This window comes from Lactiplantibacillus sp. 3062 (genome assembly GCF_055413545.1).
Map to the genome: position 1 here is coordinate 596,907 of NZ_JBVAYE010000001.1, position 18,093 is coordinate 614,999.

Sequence of the window (18,093 nt, forward strand, 5' to 3'; positions counted from 1 at the left end):
TATTTAGGAGTGGTTTTTCATGGCAGAACGAATTGATGGGCATACTTTACTGATTGGTTTAATGGCGTATCCAATTCGTCATTCAATGTCCCCAACTATGCATAACAATGCTTTTGCTAAATTAGGACTAAATTACGCTTACTTAGCATTTGAAGTGACGAATGAAACGCTGCCAAGTGCAATTGAGTCAATCAGAACACTTGATATGCGTGGCTCCAATATTTCAATGCCAAACAAGCAAAAAGTGATTCCATTGCTTGATAAGCTTGATCCAGCAGCTAAAATGGTGGGTGCGGTTAATACAATTGTTAATGATGATGGTGTTTTAACAGGTTATACGACTGATGGCATCGGATTTATGAAAGCGCTCGCGGATGAAGGCTTGGATATTCGCGAACATAAAATGACGCTAGCTGGTGCTGGTGGTGCCGGGACTGCGATCGCAGTGCAGGCTGCATTGGATGGTGTCAAAGAAATATCTATTTTTAATATGCACGATGCAACATGGGCAAATGCCGAACGGAACGTTAAACTAATTAATGAGCAGACCGACTGTCACGCCACTTTACACTCATTAGAAGATCGTGATGATTTCAAACGGGAAATCCAAAGCTCTTATATCTATACTGATTCGACAGGTGTTGGAATGAAACCACTTGAAGATAAGACGCTTGTGGACGATCCTAGTTGGTTCAGCTCAGACCAAATTGTGTTTGATACAGTATATGCACCACGAACGACTAAATTAATGAAGGTAGCTCGTCAAGCAGGATTGAAGCATGTTTACAATGGTTTAGGTATGATGCTTGAACAAGGTGCAGCAGCCTTTAAGCTGTGGACTGGCGAAGACATGCCAGTTGATTACATTCATCAGATTCTGTTTAGTGATGATCAGGATAAATAATTGATGACAGGAGGCAAGTTAAGATGCAACCAGCGATAAAGCTACGAAATATTGAACTTGGTAGTGGTCGACCTAAGTTGGCAGTGCCTATCACAGGAACGACGATTAATGATATTTTAGCAGCGACGACACCGATTTTAGCTGCACAGCCAGATGTCGTTGAATGGCGAATTGATTTTTTCAAGGATGTAATTAATCCAGAAAAGTTGAAATCGGCCGGTCAGCAACTTCGTCAGGCTTTAGGTGATATTGCCTTATTAACTACTTTCCGAACTAAAGGTGAAGGCGGCGAATTAGCACTATCAGATACTGAGTATTTTAAACTGTGTGAGACGGTCTTAGATGGTGGGTTCACGGATGCCTTAGATGTTGAGCGTTACCATGACGAACAAGCTGTTAAACAAATTGTTGCAGCAGCTCATGAGCATCAAGTAGTTGTGATCATGAGTAATCATGATTTTGATAAAACGCCGGCGGTTGCTGAGATCGTTAAGCACCTTACTAGTATGGTCGATTATGGTGCTGACGTTGCTAAGATGGCTGTGATGCCACAATCGGTGGAGGATGTCTTAACATTACTGACAGCGACTAATATTGCACGCCAAACACTACCACAGCCAGTAATCACAATGTCGATGGGTGACTTAGGAAAAGTGTCACGGCTTGCTGGTGAAGTGTTCGGCTCTTGTTTATCATTTGCAACGGTCGGGGCGGCTTCGGCACCTGGGCAAATTGCACTTGAAAATTTACGGCCGGAATTGGAAGATCTGAAGTTAAATTAAAGCATAACTGAAAGAAATCGTGAGGTCAGAGTGATGATTGGGACACAAAAAAAGTATGTTTCACAATTTACGATGATGGGAACCGTCATCTCGCTGACATTATTTGAGCCGAATCAGTTAGCGGTCGAAGCGGTCTATGATTACTTGCAGCGGATGGATGGTGTCTTTTCTGTCAATCGTGCCGATTCAGAATTAGCTGCGATCAATCAATATGCCGGTATTCATCCAGTTTTGGTTAGCACTGAATGCTTTCAACTAGTGTCGGATGCTATTAAGTACACAAAGCAATATGCGGATAGTTTTAATGTGCTAATTGGACCGTTGGTTAAACTTTGGAAGATTGGTTTTGGTGGGCATCAAGTACCAGCGGCCAAGGGAATTAGCCAACGATTAGCCTTATTAGATACGCACGAAGTTATCCTAGATGAAGCCCAATCGAGTATCTACTTGCGTCAATCTGGCATGCAATTAGATCTTGGTGCGATTGCCAAGGGGTATTTTGCCGATCAGGTCGTTAAGCAGTTACAGCAGGCTGGCATTACCAGCGCTATTGTTAATCTTGGTGGTAACGTTAAGCTATTAGGGGCCAATCCGCTAACCGATAATCGGCGTTGGCAAGTTGGAATTCAAGCACCCGAAGCGCCACGTGGCTATCCAGCGCTACAGGTTGAAACGCCTGCTAGAACGGTAGTGACGTCAGGTATCTTCGAACGATATTTTAAAATTGGCAATCACCGCTACCACCATATCCTTGATCCGCGAACTGGTTATCCAGTTGAAAATCAAGTTGATCAGGTGTCGATTATAACTGAACGGTCAGAATTAGCTGAAGTGTTATCAACGGTGGCCTACTTTGAAGGGCCAAACCGTGGTTGTCAACTAATCGAACAGTTGCCACATACGGAAGCAATTTTTATTGATCATGAACAACAGGTAACAGTTACCAGTGGCTTAACGCCGCGACGCAAAGGAGTGTTTACTATTGAGTAAAAAACAAATTACCGGCCAAGCAATGGGCCACAACGGTATTATCAATTATGAAGTTGACGTGCAAGATAATAAGATTGAGGATTTGAAAATATTAAAGCATTCCGAAACGTCGGGGATCTTTAACCAAGTCATTGATAAATTGAAACAAAATATCATTACGGAACAATCATTCAATGTTGACACAATTAGTGGTGCAACGGTGATGACCCAAGCGTTACTTAAGTCGGCAGATAAGGCTGTAACCGATGCTGGTGTTGATGTGCAGCCAGTTCCTAAGAAAAAAGCCCCCAAGACGCAAAACTTGCGGACCGACGTGCTCATTATTGGTGGCGGAGAAGCGGGCTTAGTCGCTGGCTGTCGAGCGTTGACAATGGGTCAGAAGGTTATCTTAGTTGAAAAGAACGGCTATCTTGGTGGTGCGACGATTCTGAATGGTTCTAACGTAGTTGGTACCGGGTCTGATGTTGCTGCGCAAATTTTTGATAATAATCATGATACGCCAGAAATGTTGGCACAAGATGTTGCTCGTGAAAGCTTGGAGACGAACTATCCAGCTTTGACCGACCTAATGGTGCATAACATTGGTCCAGCCATTGATTTTATTAGTAAGTTTGCAGATTTACATTATCAAAAAGCACAGACGCAAACGCCAGAACATTCGATTAACCGTCAGATTGAACTACCTTCAGCAAGTAGCTATGAATTCATTCAAAAAGTTTCGAAGGCGTTTGCTGCTGCGGGTGGTCAAATTATGTTGGATACTCGAGTCGAGAAGCTTATGTTGGACAACGATAAAAAGTTACGCGGTGTGATTGCTGCTCAAAAGGACCAAACAGTCAACATCAAGGCACGTTCAGTTGTGCTTGCTGCAGGTGGTCATGGCGCTAACCAAAAGATGCGTGGTACTGAAAGCGAAGGCATTGATTATTATGGCCCAATGACTTCCACTGGGGATGCCTATCAATTTAATGGTGATTTGGATTTGCAAACGCACGATTTAGGTTGGTACAAGCTGTATCCACATGGTGTTGAAGTGGAACCAGGCGTTGCTAAATTGACCACGTACGCGTCGAAACAAGCAACTGATATGGGTGCAATTTACGTTAACTCTAAGGGTGATCGAATCGTTAACGAATCAAATGTTTATACGACTTTTCGGAATGCCATCCTTAAACAAGCGGATAAAGTTGCTTACCTAGTAATGGATGAACGGACTTGGAAGAAAGTTTACGACCTACTGATCCTGCATGATTTCACACCAGAAGAAATTAAGAGCTTCTTTGAGAATAAGGGTAAACGGCCAGTATTTGTTAAGGGTTCTTTGGAAAGTGCTGCTGAGCAGGCCGGAATTGTGGTTGATGAATTAGTCCAAACGGTCAAAAATTATCAAGGCTATGTTCAAGATGGTCACGATCATGATTTCGGTCGTGATCCGAAGTACTTGCACCAATTTGAAGGTGAAACATTCTACATCATTGAACAACGTGATCGCTTTGCGACGACTTTAGGTGGCTATAGTGTTGATGCTGATAACTTGCAATTGGTAACGACTAAAAATGCACCGGTAGCTAATTACTTTGGTGCGGGGGAAATCATCGGCGGCGCTAACGGACATGATTCAATGCCAAGTATGATGAATACTTGGGGGATTTCGTCGGGTTACGTTGCCGGCGCCGCGGCTAGCGAAAACGCTCAGCGGCAGGCAACCGCGGGCGATGACGAAGCCAATATTGTGGCTATTGTGGGGACTAACGCTTCAAAATCATATAACCGTAAGTTGTTGTATGCCATGAAAGAATTATTTGAAACGCAAGTTAATTTTGAAATTTGTGAAATTAAAGATTTACCGCTATTCAATGAAGATGATATGGATCGGGAACCGGCAAGTGTAAAAGCGTTAGCCGCTAAGATTGAAGCCGCTGATGGTGTCGTCTTTGGCGTGCCAGAATACGATCATTCGATTCCAGCTGCCTTGAAGAGTGCCATTGAATGGCTGTCCTGTGCAGAACATCCATTCAAAGATAAACCAGTGATGATTGTTGGGACTTCGTTAGGTATTCAAGGTACGGTACGTGCTCAGATGAACTTACGACAGATTTTGGACTCACCCGGTGTGGATGCCAAAGTTATGCCTGGTAACGAGTTCATGTTACCTCAAGCCGGCAATAAGTTTGATGAGAACGATCATCTGAATGATGACGGTAGTGAACACTTCTTGAAGCAGTGCTTTGGGCACTTTTTAGAGGGGCTTGAATTAGCATCTAAGAAGACAGTGACGAATTAACTACTGTCTAGACTAAAAGAACGTACACAACTCGTGTACGTTCTTTTAGTCTAGATTTTAGTTGTTAAATCTTTTGTTCCACATCGTCGATTGTGACAACCAGGGTCGCGCGAATCCAATCAAACTTAGTATGCATTTGATCGAAATAAGCGCCACTAGTTTCAAACTTGCCGGTACCATGAATGTGGAAACCACAGCCAGTACCAGTTGTGCCGGGAACCTTGTAACTACCGACAGCAATTGTAATGTGGTTGTCGGTAGCAAAATCGGCCTCAATTGAGTGCATGCCAGCCGATGGGATCAATAGGGTATGATCATCGATAAGTTGCATATAATGACTCCAGGTGTTGACGACGTGTGCTGGTGCGGCGTTGACCGTAACGATGGTTGCGGGGGTCGTGTCTTTGATAACTTCAATAAATTTAGGGTCCATAATAAGTACTCCTTTACGTTTATATTCTCATAATATATTGTAATTGATATATATAAATTATCAAGCGAGAGTGTTCGATGTCTCAATAATCTTAGCGGAGGTAGCATGGTAAAACCAGGCGTTGCTTTTTACTAATGAAAGCGGTAACTTTAGCTAGGAACGAATAACGAGAGGGTGTTTAATATGTATCAAGCAAGCCAGAAGCGCTATGACCATATGATTTATAATCGAGTAGGCAATAGTGGTTTGAAGCTGTCAGCAATCGGGCTAGGTCTTTGGAATAATTTTGGAAGCGTTGATCCGATCGCTAATCAAAAGGCAATCATTCATCAAGCTTTTGATTTGGGAATTACCTACTACGACTTAGCCAATAACTATGGCCCGGAGCCCGGCAGTGCAGAAACTAATTTTGGTCGTATTATGGCTACCGATATGCGGCCATACCGTGACGAAATGGTCATTGCTAGTAAAGCGGGCTATGTGATGTGGCCGGGACCATACGGCAATTGGGGGTCACGAAAAAGTATTATTGCCAGTGCTGATCAGAGTCTGCAGCGAACTGGTTTAGACTACTTTGATATTTTTTATAGTCACCGTCCTGATCCTGAAACACCAATGGAGGAGACGGCCGCTGCGCTTGATCAGCTAGTACGGCAGGGTAAGACATTGTATGTAGGCATTTCAAATTATAATGGCAAGCAGACGGCTGCTATGACCAAGATATTTGAATCATTAGGAACCCCATACATTATTCACCAACCACGCTATAATATGTTTAATCGACAGGTGGAACAGGACTTGTTCCCCGTTCTACAAGCAACTCATAAGGCGGCGGTTGGCTTTAGCTCACTATCACAGGGGTTATTGACGGACAAGTATCTGCACGGAATCACGACAGATTCGCGGGCCAATAAGCAAACAATTCCATTTTTGAATCCAGTCCAGGTAGAACAGACACTAGCTACGGTAAAGCGCTTAAATGAAGTCGCGCAACAACGGGAGCAAAGCTTAGCTCAAATGGCTTTGGCTTGGAACCTACGTCAGCCAGCCTTAGCAAGTGTCTTGATTGGTGCTAGCCGGCCAGAGCAGGTGGTTAATAACGTTGCTGCATTGGAAAAGTTGAAATTTAGTGAATCAGAATTAGCAACGATTGAACAGATTCTTACCGAACAACCGGCAATTGATTGGAATGCTGGTCGATCATAGCGTTTGCACAATTCGCTATAGTCAATGTTATAGAGCCGCAAAAGAAAGGGCCATATCCGAGGATATGGCCCTTTCTGTACCTAATAGTTAAGTTAATAATAACATAATTTTGCAGATTTGCACGCACAGGGGGCCTTTACTAAATAAATTAGTGTTTAAATTCGCCAATTTTCACAATTAATGATAAAGTTTTACATGATAGTTATCACGATTATGCGTTGAAGTTCGGCGCAATACTTGAAAATTAAAATAATTTGCAAATAAATCATGCGATAGCGACTTTAGATGGTAGTAAGAATTAGTTTGAATTTAAGGGGGCCAATTCATGGCGGCGACGCTAAAAGATATTGCAAATAAAGTTGGCGTATCATTGGCAACGGTATCGCGCGTGTTAAACAAAGATCAATCATTGTCTGTTAGTGATACAACGCGCCAACGAATTCTAGATGCAGCAGAAGCATTACAGTATTCAAAAAATAAACGGCATACTGTCACGACGGCGCGTAAGCGACTTGCTATTGTTCAATGGTATTCGGAATCTAAGGAACAAGATGATTTGTATTATATGTCAGTCCGGATGGGGATTGAACGTCGTGGACAGGATAATCAGTTTGAAGTGACTCGGATCTTCCAAAATAATTTACAAGAATTGGGACCAGACGTAGATGCAGTGATTGCAGTTGGAAAGTTCAGCGAGCCACAAGTCAAGGACTTGGCATCAGTAACTGACAACTTAGTATTCGTAGATGATGATCAGTTTGATGCTGGTTTTGATAGTGTCATTACTGATTTTCGGTTGGCTACAGAAAAAGTTGTCGATTATTTTTGGCAACGCAACTTTCATCATATTGGCTTTATTCACGGTCAAGAAATGACAACCGACCATCAGTTAGCGGTAGTTGATCGACGCATGCTGGGTTTTCGGGCCGCGATGGAACGACGGCATGCGTTTGATCCTAAGTTCGTTTTTAAGGGCGATTATACTAGTGAATCTGGGTTTAAAATGATGCAAAAAGCCATTCGTAAGTTGGGAGATCAGCTACCAGGAGCCTTCTTTGTGGCAAATGATCCGATGGCGGCAGGTGCGCTTAAAGCGTTGCAAGCTAGTGGCATCCAGGTGCCAGAACGAGTGAAGTTATTTAGCTTTAACAATACTTCGCTGGCGACATTCGTTTATCCCGAATTAAGCGCAGTTAACGTAGATACTGAGTTGATGGGGGCGACCGCAGTTAATTTGGTCATCAGTCGACTAGCAGGGCGAACAACGACACAACGGGTTGAGCTGGGTACTAATCTGGTTGAGCGAGCAAGTTCCAAGTAGTGAAGGGCGATCTGGGATAGAAACCAGATCGTTCTTTTAGTATTTTAACTAAAAGTTTTACTCAACTTCAAGAAATTCTGGTATACTTCTAAATGAAAGCGGTTTAAATAACACGGAGGTGCATGATTTTGGAAACTAAAAAAACGGTGTTTGACCAACTAGATGGTCAAGATGTAATGCGTTATACGCTGGTCAATGACCATCAAACTCGTATCTCGGTCATTAGTTATGGTGGGACGTGGCAAGAATTCGTCGTCAATGAAGACGGCGTTGAGCATCCCTTGATTTGGGGCCTTGATAACATGACTGACTATCAACGGGTGGGATACTGCCTATGTCAATCAATTGGTCGGGTTGCTGGCCGGATTGGCGGTGCTAAGTTCAAAATCGACGATCAATCCTATCAAGTTGATATGAACGAACAAACCCATTCGCTACACGGTGGGAATCATGGTTTTAACACGCTGAACTTTGAAGGTGCTTTTAGCCAAACCAATGATAGTGTCAGTGTGACTTTGAAGAAGCATATCAACGCCAGTGATGATAATTACCCGGGAAATATGGATGTCGCTATCAAGTTTACATTAGATAATCAGGATCAAGTATCCATTGCATTTACCGGTGATACTGATGCAGCAACCCTCTTTAATCCAACTAATCACGTTTATTGGAACACAACTGATGATCGGACCAGTTTGGCCCAACAAAAATTACAGATTACGAGTGCAGCTCACTTGGAATTTGATGATGAAAAAGTCCCAACTGGTAAGAAATTAGCAGTTAAAGGCACAGCGTATGACTTTAACCAGGCACAACCAGTTGAAAAGGCATTAGCCCAGCTGAAGACTGAGAATGGTGGCATTGAATTTGACGATGCGTATGAAGTCGCCCCAAGTGCGGCAGAACCAATTGCTATCGTTGGGGATACTGATGATAAGCGCCAAGTAAAAATTTATTCAGATCGCAATAGTCTTATTATCTTCACGGCTAATCCGTTTGATGCTGATAAGGAAGACGCGCATCAATATAATGCGTTAGCGACGGAAGCCCAGACACTTCCTGATGCAATCAATCATCCTGATTTTGGTGATATTGTGTTACGTCCAGGAGCACCAGTGACGCATACGATTCGGTACCAATATGAACGGTTAAATTAATACTAGTTGAGGTGTCAGGCGAGTTCTGCCTGGCGCCTTTTTTGTAAACGTATGAGTAAACAATGTTTAATTTAGTTAACAAAGTCCCGAGCATCTGATTAATACCGTGATTAGTAAAACGATGATCATTGGTAAGATAATGAGTGCCAGACTGCTTAAGCCCTTGGAAAGCGGGCAATCAGTGTCGATAGGCGCATTAGCAGGTCCTAATCAAAAACGGTATAGATAAAACTTTTGAACAAATTTTACTAAAAATCATTGACATTACTTCTGAAAACGATTACATTTAAACTTGTAAATTATTCAAGGAAGATGTGAGGCGAGATTATGGATGCAGAGACAAAGCAGAGTAAAGGTCGTAAAATAACATCGCGACTTGCTTATTCGTTTGGGGCGTTTGGGCACGATGCCTTCTATGCCACTTTATCAACTTATTTTATTATGTTTGTGACCTCCCACTTGTTCGATAAGAGTAGTGGGGCTCAAGGAACACAAATGATTGCTTGGATCACCATGATTATTGCAGGTTTGCGGTTCGTGGAACTAGCAATTGATCCTTTGATCGGGAATGCCATTGATAATACTAATTCTCGGTGGGGCCACTTTAAACCATGGATTGTCATTGGTGGGATTATAGGTTCCGTCGTTTTAGCACTTTTATTCACGAGTTTAGGCGGATTAAATACCTCAAACCCCATTCTATATTTAATTATTTTTGCAATTTTATACATTACAATGGATATTTTCTATTCGTTTAAAGACGTTGGTTTTTGGTCAATGATTCCAGCAATCTCATTTGACTCAGCAGAACGTGAAAAGACGGCGACATACGCCCGGGTTGGCTCTAACATTGGTGCCAACATCGTTGGGGTTATCGTTATGCCAATCGTCTTAATGTTTTCTGTTAAGTCTAACAGTGGTCAAGGTGACAACCGTGGTTGGATGGCGTTTGGGATCATTATTGCCGCAATCGCTTTGATTTCTGCCTTAGTTGTTGCACTTGGAACCAAAGAAAATGATTCTGAATTGCGTAAGAACACTGAAAAGACTAGCTTCAAGGAAGTCTTCAAAGTGTTAGCCCGTAACGATCAATTGATGTGGTTATCATTGATGTATGGGATCTACACGGCAGGGATTGCCATTACGAACTCACTAGAACTTTACTACTTCACCTATATTTTGGGTGACGCCTCGAAGTTTACACTATTAGGTTCACTAAATGCGATTATTGGGATTTTTGCCGTATTGGCCTTCCCACCATTAGCAAAGAAGTTTAGTCGTCGTAAGGTGTTCTTCTTAGCAGTTGTTATTATGATGATTTCACTGATCATGTTTGCCTTTGCTGGTCAGTCATTACCAATGATCTTAACAGCGGCCGTATTATTCTACATTCCACAACCATTAATTTTCTTAGTTGTTTTGATGGTTTTGAGTGATTCTGTTGAATATGGGCAGTTGAAGTTTGGTCATCGTGACGAATCTTTAACCTTATCCGTTCGGCCTTTACTTGATAAATTAGGCGGTGCGATTTCTAACGGTGTCGTTGGTTTAACTGCTGTTTGGGCTGGGATGACAGCTGGTGCCACTGCTGGTGATGTGACTAGCCATGGCGCTGCCATCTTCAAGTTAATGATGTTCGGTGTACCTGCTGCTATGATTTTGATTGGGACATTCATCTTCTTCAAGAAGGTTAAGTTGGATGAAAAGATGCATGCACAAATCGTTGATGAACTTGAAAAAACATGGTCAACTCACTTGGAAACCGATGAAACTCCTGCTGAAGTTGAAGCAGAAGCCGATGCCAAGACGACGGTTTATCAAGATCCTGTTGCCGGGGAACTGCTCAGTTTGAAAGATGTTGCTGACGAATCCTTCGCAAACGGTAGTATGGGTAAAGGTTTCGCCATTAAACCAACGGATGGTCGCGTTGTCGCACCATTTGATGGTGAAGTTGTTGCAACCTTCCCGACTCGCCATGCAATCGGATTACGTTCTGATACCGGTATTTTAACGCTAATTCATATTGGGATTGGTACCGTTAAGATGCGTGGGACTGGATTTGTTCAGTACGTTGAGAAGGGCGACCATGTCACACAAGGGCAAGAATTAATTGAATTCTGGCAACCAGCAATTGAAAAGGCTGGCTTGGATGATACCGTTATGGTCGTTATTACAAACTATAAAGATATGCCCGAATTTACGTATCTTAAAGATTCAGGAACCACCGTACAAGATGATGAAGATGTCTTACAATTATCGAATGTCGGCTTACCGGATCAAGCATAGTTTCTTTACGAGGAGAGCTATTAATGACGCGAGCCATTAATAGCTCTTTTTGTGAACTGAAATAGAAAAAGCTAATAGCGAAGGGAAGATTTTACTATGGCAGTAACGTTGCAGCAAACTTTAATTGACATTGATGAAGAACAACTTGTCTTTCACCTGCATAACGATCAAATCTCGTATATTCTAGGTGTGGAGACAGGCAACGTGTTGGCCCACTTGTACTTTGGCCCACGGGTTCGGGGTTATCATGGCGAGCGTCAGTATCCCCGGATTGATCGGGGGTTCTCAGGAAATTTACCGAATACGACTGATCGAAGCTATTCCAAGGATGATTTGCCACAGGAATACGGTGGCAATAATACCGGTGATTATCGGCAACCCGCCGCGATTATTCGCGCGGCCAATGGTGCTCGAACAGTTGATTTTCGTTATCAAGACTGCCGGATGGAAGCCGGTAAGCCGGAACTTAAGGGCTTGCCACAAACTTATGTCGAAGATGAGGATGAAGCCCAAACTTTGATTGTGACGTTGCGAGATGCCACATTAGGCGTGACACTCGAATTAGCCTACACGATTTATCGGGATCGGCCAGTTATCACGCGTAGCGCCCGGTTGATTAATCACAGTGAGCAAGCTGTCGACTTAGAAAAAGTGGCTTCGATGCAGATGGACCTGCCAACCCAACCATTAGATGCCATTTCGTTACCTGGAAGCTATGCGCGTGAGCGCCAGCTTAGTCGTGAACGGCTCCATCGAGGTGTAACTCAGTTTGAAAGTCGCCGGGGTGCTAGTTCTCATCATATGAATCCTTTTGTGGCGCTAGCTGATCCGAATACTAATGAATTTCAAGGCAATGTCCTTGGTGCATTGCTAATTTATTCAGGTAACCACCAGATTAGTTTAGAACGGGACCCAATTGGTCAGACACGCTTGACTATGGGAATCAATGAATATAACTTCGACTGGCGATTGGCGGCCGGTGATAGTTTCCAAACGCCCGAGGTTGCAATGGTATACTCAACGACGGGGCTTAATGGTATGTCGCAAACCTACCATGATTTATTGCGTGATCGCGTGGCGCGCAGTCGTTACAAGCACGATCTCCGGCCGATCTTGATCAACAATTGGGAAGCTACTTACTTTGACTTTGATGCGGACAAGATTCAATCAATCTTGGATGCTGCAGCACCACTGGGTATCGAAATGTTTGTGCTGGATGACGGTTGGTTCGGTCATCGAAATGATGATAATAGTTCGCTAGGTGACTGGTTTGTTAATCGGAACAAGTTACCAGGAGGCTTAGCGGATATTAGCAAACGGACCCATGATAAAGGGATGCGGTTCGGACTTTGGTTCGAGCCAGAAAATATTTCGGCTGATTCCGAACTCTATCGGGCCCATCCTGACTGGGTGCTAGGCGTACCGGATCGTGGTCGAACGTTATCGCGGAACGAATACGTGCTTGATTTCAGCCAACCGGATGTTGTCGACAATATTTTTGAACAAATGACCGCAGTTCTTGATAAGGTGCCCATTGATTATATCAAGTGGGATATGAACCGCAATTTAACGGAAGTCTATTCGCCACATAGCGATTCAGCTCATGAAGGTGAGACTAGCCACCGCTTTATCTTAGGTGTATATGACTTGATGGAGCGTTTAACGAAACGCTATCCACAGATTTTATTTGAAGGCTGCTCTGGCGGTGGTGGCCGCTTTGATGCTGGTTTAATGTATTATATGCCACAGAGTTGGCCATCAGATAATAATGACCCGATTGAACGGCTCAAAATTCAATATGGGACTTCACTCGTTTATCCAATTTCTGCAATTACCGCCCATGTTGGGACGAGCCCGGATGAATTGTTAGGACGGTCGACGTCGATGAAGATGCGTGGTGCTGTGGCAATGAGTGGTACCTTGGGCTATGAACTGGACGCGGCCCAACTAAGTGATGCGGACAAGCAGGCCGTTAAAAGACAGGTTGCCTTCTATAAGCAGCACCGTGAGTTAGTTCAATACGGGACCTTTTATCGATTAGAGAGCCCGTTTGAATCTAATACGGTGGCGTGGATGTTTGTTAGTCCGGATCAGAAAGAAGCCTTGCTGTTCACCTTCGTTATTTTAGGTGCAGTTCAACCAGAACCGCATATTACGAAGTTAGCGGGATTAGACCCTCAGCAGACCTACGTTGAGACCGACACAAACAAAATGTACGGTGGCGATGAATTGATGCAACTAGGACTCTACACGACTCCCGTTCAAACTAGTGACTTTACGGCGCAGGTACATTACTTCAAGGCTAAGGACTAAGCTCAGCCATTAAACATATTAAAACTTAATCATCGTTAATCTAAAAGAACGCTCTGGCAAATAACTCGCCGGAGCGTTCTTTTGAAATCAAAATAACTTTTAGAAATGAATATTAAAGCTGAAGTCAATGTCTTGATCAGCGGGGATATGATATGGGGATTCTACGTCTGTTCCCCAACTATCAATGCCACCGACCCCACGAACGGCACCGTAGATTGATAAGACCGTTCGCCGTGCTAATGGTAATTCTTCCATGTGCGTTGCGTTTTCTAGTTCAGCGGCGGTATAGGGAAGGCAGCTGAAGGCGAATGGTGCATCGGCTTGGCTAAATGTCAAACTGAACGGTGTGTTGTCGTGGTCAGCGTTATTTTGTGTTGTTGATCGCGTTACTGTCACTTGTTCAGTTTGCATGTGCATGCCGCATTCTTGTGGGACCAAGTATGGTGTGACTGGCAGACTGTCAACGTGGAATCGCCCGTGCGTTGCGCCGGCCAGCCGGTCAGGATAAGTCTCACCGGACAAACCGGTATAGTCGAAGCCGGTCGCGGTAGTTGGTATGATAAACCGCAGACCAAATGCGGGTAGCTCTGGCAAATCAGACTGACCGCTATAATGGGTGGCGATATTGATCTGACCGTCTGCTGTCACCGTATAAGTCACTGTGACGATGGTACTAGGAACGGTCGTGGTAACGAAGTGGTAAGCCAGTGAGACTTTCGTGGCGATTTCGTGATCCGTGTATTTGTTATTGAGTGGCGCGATTGGTAACGGTGTGACTGGTTGGTCGTCAACCGTCAATTCGATATCTTGACAAGTTGAGAACTTATCGGCCGCGTACCACTGTGCGGATTTGACTGAAAAGCCGCTACCGTGATCATTATCGGTTGTCGCCCGCCAAAAGATGGGCGTGGGTGTACGATAGAGCCACTCTTTATCGTTGACGACGAGTGATTCGAGTCCGCCACGTTCGTAGCTAAAGAGGTAGTGGAAATTAGCCCCCTGTAGTCCTAAACTCCCGTCGCCGTAAATAACGTGTAGTTGATTATTTGTGTAAGCCATAATAATATTTCACCTCTTGCATTGCTGGTTTTGGTGTCCGGTCGGCAAACATTAAGCCGTCACCGGAGAATTCATAATCGGAGTGGCGTTCGTCGAAATCACCGCCATACCGGAGCACGTCTTGGTCGGTAATTGGGTCATGAACGAAGAGGGCTTGATCAATAAAGTCCCAAATAAAGCCACCTTGATACATCGGATACTTGTCGATCAAATCATTATATGATTGCATACCGCCCAGAGAATTCCCCATGTCATGCATATATTCACAATCTAGGAAAGGTTTGGTTGGGTTATCTTCCAAGTAAGCTACAATATTTTGGGGCTTTTCGTACATCCGACTTTCAACATCAGAAATGCGATCTTTTAATTCTGGTGTGTGGACAACACCTTCGTAGTGGACGAGTCGTGAATCATCGTGTTCTTTATAAAAAGCCTGCATCGCCGCGATATCTTCGCCAGCATACGATTCATTGCCAAGTGACCAAAAAATGATCGATGGGTGGTTTTTAAACCATTCGTAGTTTGAACGGGCCCGGTCGATCACCGCTGCTAACCAGTGTGGATTATCGCCAGGAACATTGTAAGAAGGCTCGATAGCCCCCATCTTTTGCCATGACCCGTGCGATTCGAGGTTGTTTTCGGCCATTAGGTAGATACCGGCCTCGTCACATAATTGATACCAAGGTAATTGATCAGGATAATGGCAGGTCCGATCGGCATTGATATTGTTAGCTAACATGGTTTGGATATCAGCGCGCATATCAGCCATACTGATAACGCGACCGGTGTGGGCGTTCCATTCGTGCCGGTTAACCCCGTTGATCACCAACCGTTTATTGTTGACGTAAATGACTTTGTCATCGCGCAGCTCGACCGTCCGGAACCCAAACTGATATGGGACGACTTCCAAGAGTTGGTGATCAGCATCGTAAACTTCAATTGTCAATTGATAGAGATACGGCGTTTGTGGTGACCACAAGTGCAGTTGGTCGAATAACATGGTATCAAAGGTTACACTGCCACTACCGGTTTGCGTTTGACTCGTCAGTACTCGCCCGTCATGGTCTTTAACGGTCAGCGCTAAAGTGGCTGGTTCGCCGGTTACTTTAGTAGTGATGTTGAGCTCACCACTTTTGAGATTGGCATTTGGAACTGGTCGGATGTCCAAATCAGTAATATGGCTAGCAGGCTCCGCCAGTATATTGACGTCACGGAAAATACCAGAGAAACGGAACATATCTTGGTCTTCAATAAAGGCAGCAGTACTGCGTTTGTAGACCCGAACCGCTAAAACGTTACCTTGGTCCTGAATATACGGCGTCAAATCAAATTCTGAAGGGGTGAAACTATCTTCAGCGTAGCCAATAAAATGGCCATTTAACCAGACGTACAGGGCTTCTTCTACCCCTTGGAACTGAATGATAATACGTTGCCCTTTAAAAGCATCGTCGAGATCAAAGGTTTTGAGGTACGAGCCGACGGTGTTGTCCGCAGCGTCGCTGAATAGGCCTGGTGTTAATTGATCTTGATTGAGGGTATACGGTGGGCGACGATAAATTTTACCTTCCCATGGGTATAGCGTGTTAATGTATTGAATTTGACCATAGCCGGCTAGTTCAATATGACCGGGAACTTGAATCGTATCAAAGTCGGTTGCATCGAAATCGGGTTGATAAAAATCAACTGGGCGTTCAGCCGGTGTCTTGGCGAAGTTAAAACGCCAAGCGCCATTGAGACTCTTGATGAAGCGACTACCCGTTTTGAATTCTGCTGTGTCGTGATAATAATGGTGATCACTATGTGCAGGTAATTGGTTGACCCGGAAGACTTCTGGGTCATCTAACCATTGAAGATTAGCTTGCATGAGGAAGCTCCTTTCAAAGTTACATAAATAAAAACGCTTACAATTATCATAAAACAAAATATTAAATTTGTATATGTCGTTTTAGTTAAATTTTAACTAAATGACAACAACTACTGACAACGACAACGGGCGATAAGAAGAATTTGAATCGATAACGTGATAAATTTGTAAAGCGTTACCAAATCTTGTTCTAAAGGTCTTATGGGGTGTTGACAACAATCAAAAAAAGCATTATAGTCAAACTAATAAAATTTTAGTAAAACTATTTACGGAGGGATTTTTCATGAATACTAGCGACTTAAAACAGGAGTTTACCGAAGCCTTTGATACCAAGCCAGAACGGGTCTTTTTCTCACCTGGTCGAATCAACTTGATCGGTGAACATACTGATTATAACGGGGGCCATGTTTTCCCATGTGCGATTACAATCGGGACATATGGTGTTTATGCACCCCGGACAGATACGACAGTGCGGATGTACTCAGCTAATATTCCAGATGCTGGGATCGTCACGTTTGATGTCAACGACCTTTCATATGACAAAGCCGCTGGTTGGACAAATTATCCTAAGGGAATGATGGACGAAATCGCGAAGACCGGCGTTAAATTCGATCATGGTTTTGATTTCTACGTCCATGGCAACATGCCTGATGGTGCTGGATTATCATCATCTGCGTCAATTGAGTTATTAACTGGAATCATTTTAAACACTGGTTTTAATCTCGGTATTAGCCAATTAGATCTTGTTAAGATTGGTCAAAAGTGCGAAAACAACTATGTTGGTGTTAACTCCGGGATCATGGATCAATTTGCTGTTGGAATGGGTAAAAAGGACCAAGCAATTTTACTTGATACCAACACCATGGACTATTCTTATGCACCCGTAAAGTTAGGCAACAACGTAATCGTTATCATGAATACGAACAAACGGCGCGAATTGGCGGATTCAAAATATAATGAACGCCGCTCCGAATGTGAAGAAGCATTACGCCGATTACAAACTAAGTTAGACATCAAATCACTTGGCGATTTAACTAACGACCAGTTTGACGAAGCGGCCTACTTAATCAATGATGAAACCTTAATCAAACGTGCCCGGCATGCCGTTTTCGAAAATCAACGGGCCATTCGCGCAACTAAGGCCTTGGCTGACGATGATTTAACGACCTTTGGCGAATTAGTGACGGCTTCCCACGTTTCACTACACTTTGACTATGAAGTGACTGGGAAAGAATTGGATACGTTGGCCGAAACAGCTTGGAAACAACCAGGCGTGCTTGGTGCGCGGATGACTGGTGCTGGCTTTGGTGGCTGTGGTATTGCCATCGTTGATAAGGACCAAGTCGATGCCTTTAAGGAAAACGTCGGTAAAGTTTATCGCGACACGATTGGTTACGACGCTGATTTCTACATTGCTGAAATCGCAGACGGCCCTAAGGAACTTTAATAAAAGAATTGATTTAAAATACAAATTAGCAGTAAGCATTGAGAAAT

At 43.7% G+C, this 18,093-nt stretch carries 13 protein-coding genes; 10 read left to right on the plus strand and 3 right to left on the minus strand.

All coding sequences use genetic code 11. The features are described from left to right. The first annotated feature begins 19 nt into the window (after positions 1-19). The 4 genes from ACWQAU_RS02690 to ACWQAU_RS02705 are packed head-to-tail and all read left to right on the plus strand — an operon-like array spanning position 20 to position 4,960. Positions 20-904: a shikimate dehydrogenase gene (locus ACWQAU_RS02690; protein WP_003643073.1), complete on the plus strand. Its 885-nt coding sequence runs from the start codon at positions 20-22 to the stop codon at positions 902-904. A gap of 23 nt (positions 905-927) precedes the next feature. Further along, positions 928-1,686 (plus strand): type I 3-dehydroquinate dehydratase, encoded by a 759-nt coding sequence (gene aroD, locus ACWQAU_RS02695; protein ID WP_027821631.1) that lies wholly within the window; start codon positions 928-930, stop codon positions 1,684-1,686. Positions 1,687-1,719: 33 nt separating this feature from the next. After that, positions 1,720-2,676 (plus strand): FAD:protein FMN transferase, encoded by a 957-nt coding sequence (locus ACWQAU_RS02700; protein WP_003643071.1) that lies wholly within the window; start codon positions 1,720-1,722, stop codon positions 2,674-2,676. After that, positions 2,669-4,960 (plus strand): FAD-dependent oxidoreductase, encoded by a 2,292-nt coding sequence (locus ACWQAU_RS02705; protein WP_003643070.1) that lies wholly within the window; start codon positions 2,669-2,671, stop codon positions 4,958-4,960. Before ACWQAU_RS02700 ends, ACWQAU_RS02705 begins: the two co-directional genes overlap by 8 nt. Before the next feature lie 64 nt (positions 4,961-5,024). On the opposite strand, the gene ACWQAU_RS02710 is transcribed toward ACWQAU_RS02705, so the two are convergent. Further along, positions 5,025-5,393, minus strand: coding sequence for a pyridoxamine 5'-phosphate oxidase family protein (locus tag ACWQAU_RS02710; RefSeq protein ID WP_011102185.1), 369 nt, complete (start codon positions 5,391-5,393; stop codon positions 5,025-5,027). A gap of 183 nt (positions 5,394-5,576) precedes the next feature. On the opposite strand from ACWQAU_RS02710, the gene ACWQAU_RS02715 reads away from it, so the two are divergent. From ACWQAU_RS02715 to ACWQAU_RS02735, 5 genes are all read left to right on the plus strand, one after another. Beyond that, the gene (locus ACWQAU_RS02715) at positions 5,577-6,599 is read left to right on the plus strand and encodes an aldo/keto reductase (RefSeq protein WP_027821632.1); all 1,023 of its coding nucleotides are present in this window, start codon (positions 5,577-5,579) and stop codon (positions 6,597-6,599) included. Between the two features lie 325 nt (positions 6,600-6,924). Then, positions 6,925-7,920, plus strand: a complete 996-nt coding sequence (locus ACWQAU_RS02720; protein ID WP_003643067.1) for a LacI family DNA-binding transcriptional regulator — start codon at positions 6,925-6,927, stop codon at positions 7,918-7,920. 122 nt (positions 7,921-8,042) lie between these two features. Next, on the plus strand, positions 8,043-9,077 hold the full coding sequence (locus tag ACWQAU_RS02725) for an aldose epimerase family protein (protein WP_079111865.1): 1,035 nt from the start codon (positions 8,043-8,045) through the stop codon (positions 9,075-9,077). 327 nt (positions 9,078-9,404) lie between these two features. Then, entirely contained in the window at positions 9,405-11,363 is a 1,959-nt protein-coding gene (locus ACWQAU_RS02730) for a glycoside-pentoside-hexuronide (GPH):cation symporter (RefSeq protein WP_003645695.1), read from the plus strand. A gap of 96 nt (positions 11,364-11,459) precedes the next feature. Next, positions 11,460-13,676 (plus strand): alpha-galactosidase, encoded by a 2,217-nt coding sequence (locus ACWQAU_RS02735; protein ID WP_027821633.1) that lies wholly within the window; start codon positions 11,460-11,462, stop codon positions 13,674-13,676. A 99-nt stretch (positions 13,677-13,775) separates the two neighbouring features. Here ACWQAU_RS02735 and ACWQAU_RS02740 read toward each other — a convergent pair whose 3' ends face one another. Continuing rightward, positions 13,776-14,735, minus strand: coding sequence for a beta-galactosidase small subunit (locus ACWQAU_RS02740; protein ID WP_011102183.1), 960 nt, complete (start codon positions 14,733-14,735; stop codon positions 13,776-13,778). Continuing rightward, complete coding sequence (locus ACWQAU_RS02745) at positions 14,719-16,599, minus strand: glycoside hydrolase family 2 TIM barrel-domain containing protein (RefSeq protein WP_003643062.1); 1,881 nt, start codon at positions 16,597-16,599, stop codon at positions 14,719-14,721. The genes ACWQAU_RS02740 and ACWQAU_RS02745 overlap by 17 nt, the downstream gene beginning before the upstream one ends. Before the next feature lie 283 nt (positions 16,600-16,882). Between ACWQAU_RS02745 and ACWQAU_RS02750 the strand changes: the two genes are divergently transcribed. Next, positions 16,883-18,046 carry a galactokinase gene (locus ACWQAU_RS02750; protein ID WP_027821634.1) on the plus strand — a complete coding sequence of 388 codons (1,164 nt, stop codon included), beginning with the start codon at positions 16,883-16,885 and terminating at the stop codon, positions 18,044-18,046. Positions 18,047-18,093 lie beyond the last annotated feature (47 nt).

Bases quoted from the DNA above. Each gene is read 5' to 3' on its own strand.
- ACWQAU_RS02690 (WP_003643073.1), top strand. From the start codon at position 20: ATGGCAGAACGAATTGATGGGCATACTTTACTGATTGGTTTAATGGCG.
- aroD (WP_027821631.1), top strand. From the start codon at position 928: ATGCAACCAGCGATAAAGCTACGAAATATTGAACTTGGTAGTGGTCGA.
- ACWQAU_RS02700 (WP_003643071.1), top strand. From the start codon at position 1,720: ATGATTGGGACACAAAAAAAGTATGTTTCACAATTTACGATGATGGGA.
- ACWQAU_RS02710 (WP_011102185.1), bottom strand. From the start codon at position 5,393: ATGGACCCTAAATTTATTGAAGTTATCAAAGACACGACCCCCGCAACC.
- ACWQAU_RS02715 (WP_027821632.1), top strand. From the start codon at position 5,577: ATGTATCAAGCAAGCCAGAAGCGCTATGACCATATGATTTATAATCGA.
- ACWQAU_RS02720 (WP_003643067.1), top strand. From the start codon at position 6,925: ATGGCGGCGACGCTAAAAGATATTGCAAATAAAGTTGGCGTATCATTG.
- ACWQAU_RS02725 (WP_079111865.1), top strand. From the start codon at position 8,043: ATGATTTTGGAAACTAAAAAAACGGTGTTTGACCAACTAGATGGTCAA.
- ACWQAU_RS02730 (WP_003645695.1), top strand. From the start codon at position 9,405: ATGGATGCAGAGACAAAGCAGAGTAAAGGTCGTAAAATAACATCGCGA.
- ACWQAU_RS02735 (WP_027821633.1), top strand. From the start codon at position 11,460: ATGGCAGTAACGTTGCAGCAAACTTTAATTGACATTGATGAAGAACAA.
- ACWQAU_RS02740 (WP_011102183.1), bottom strand. From the start codon at position 14,735: ATGGCTTACACAAATAATCAACTACACGTTATTTACGGCGACGGGAGT.
- ACWQAU_RS02745 (WP_003643062.1), bottom strand. From the start codon at position 16,599: ATGCAAGCTAATCTTCAATGGTTAGATGACCCAGAAGTCTTCCGGGTC.
- ACWQAU_RS02750 (WP_027821634.1), top strand. From the start codon at position 16,883: ATGAATACTAGCGACTTAAAACAGGAGTTTACCGAAGCCTTTGATACC.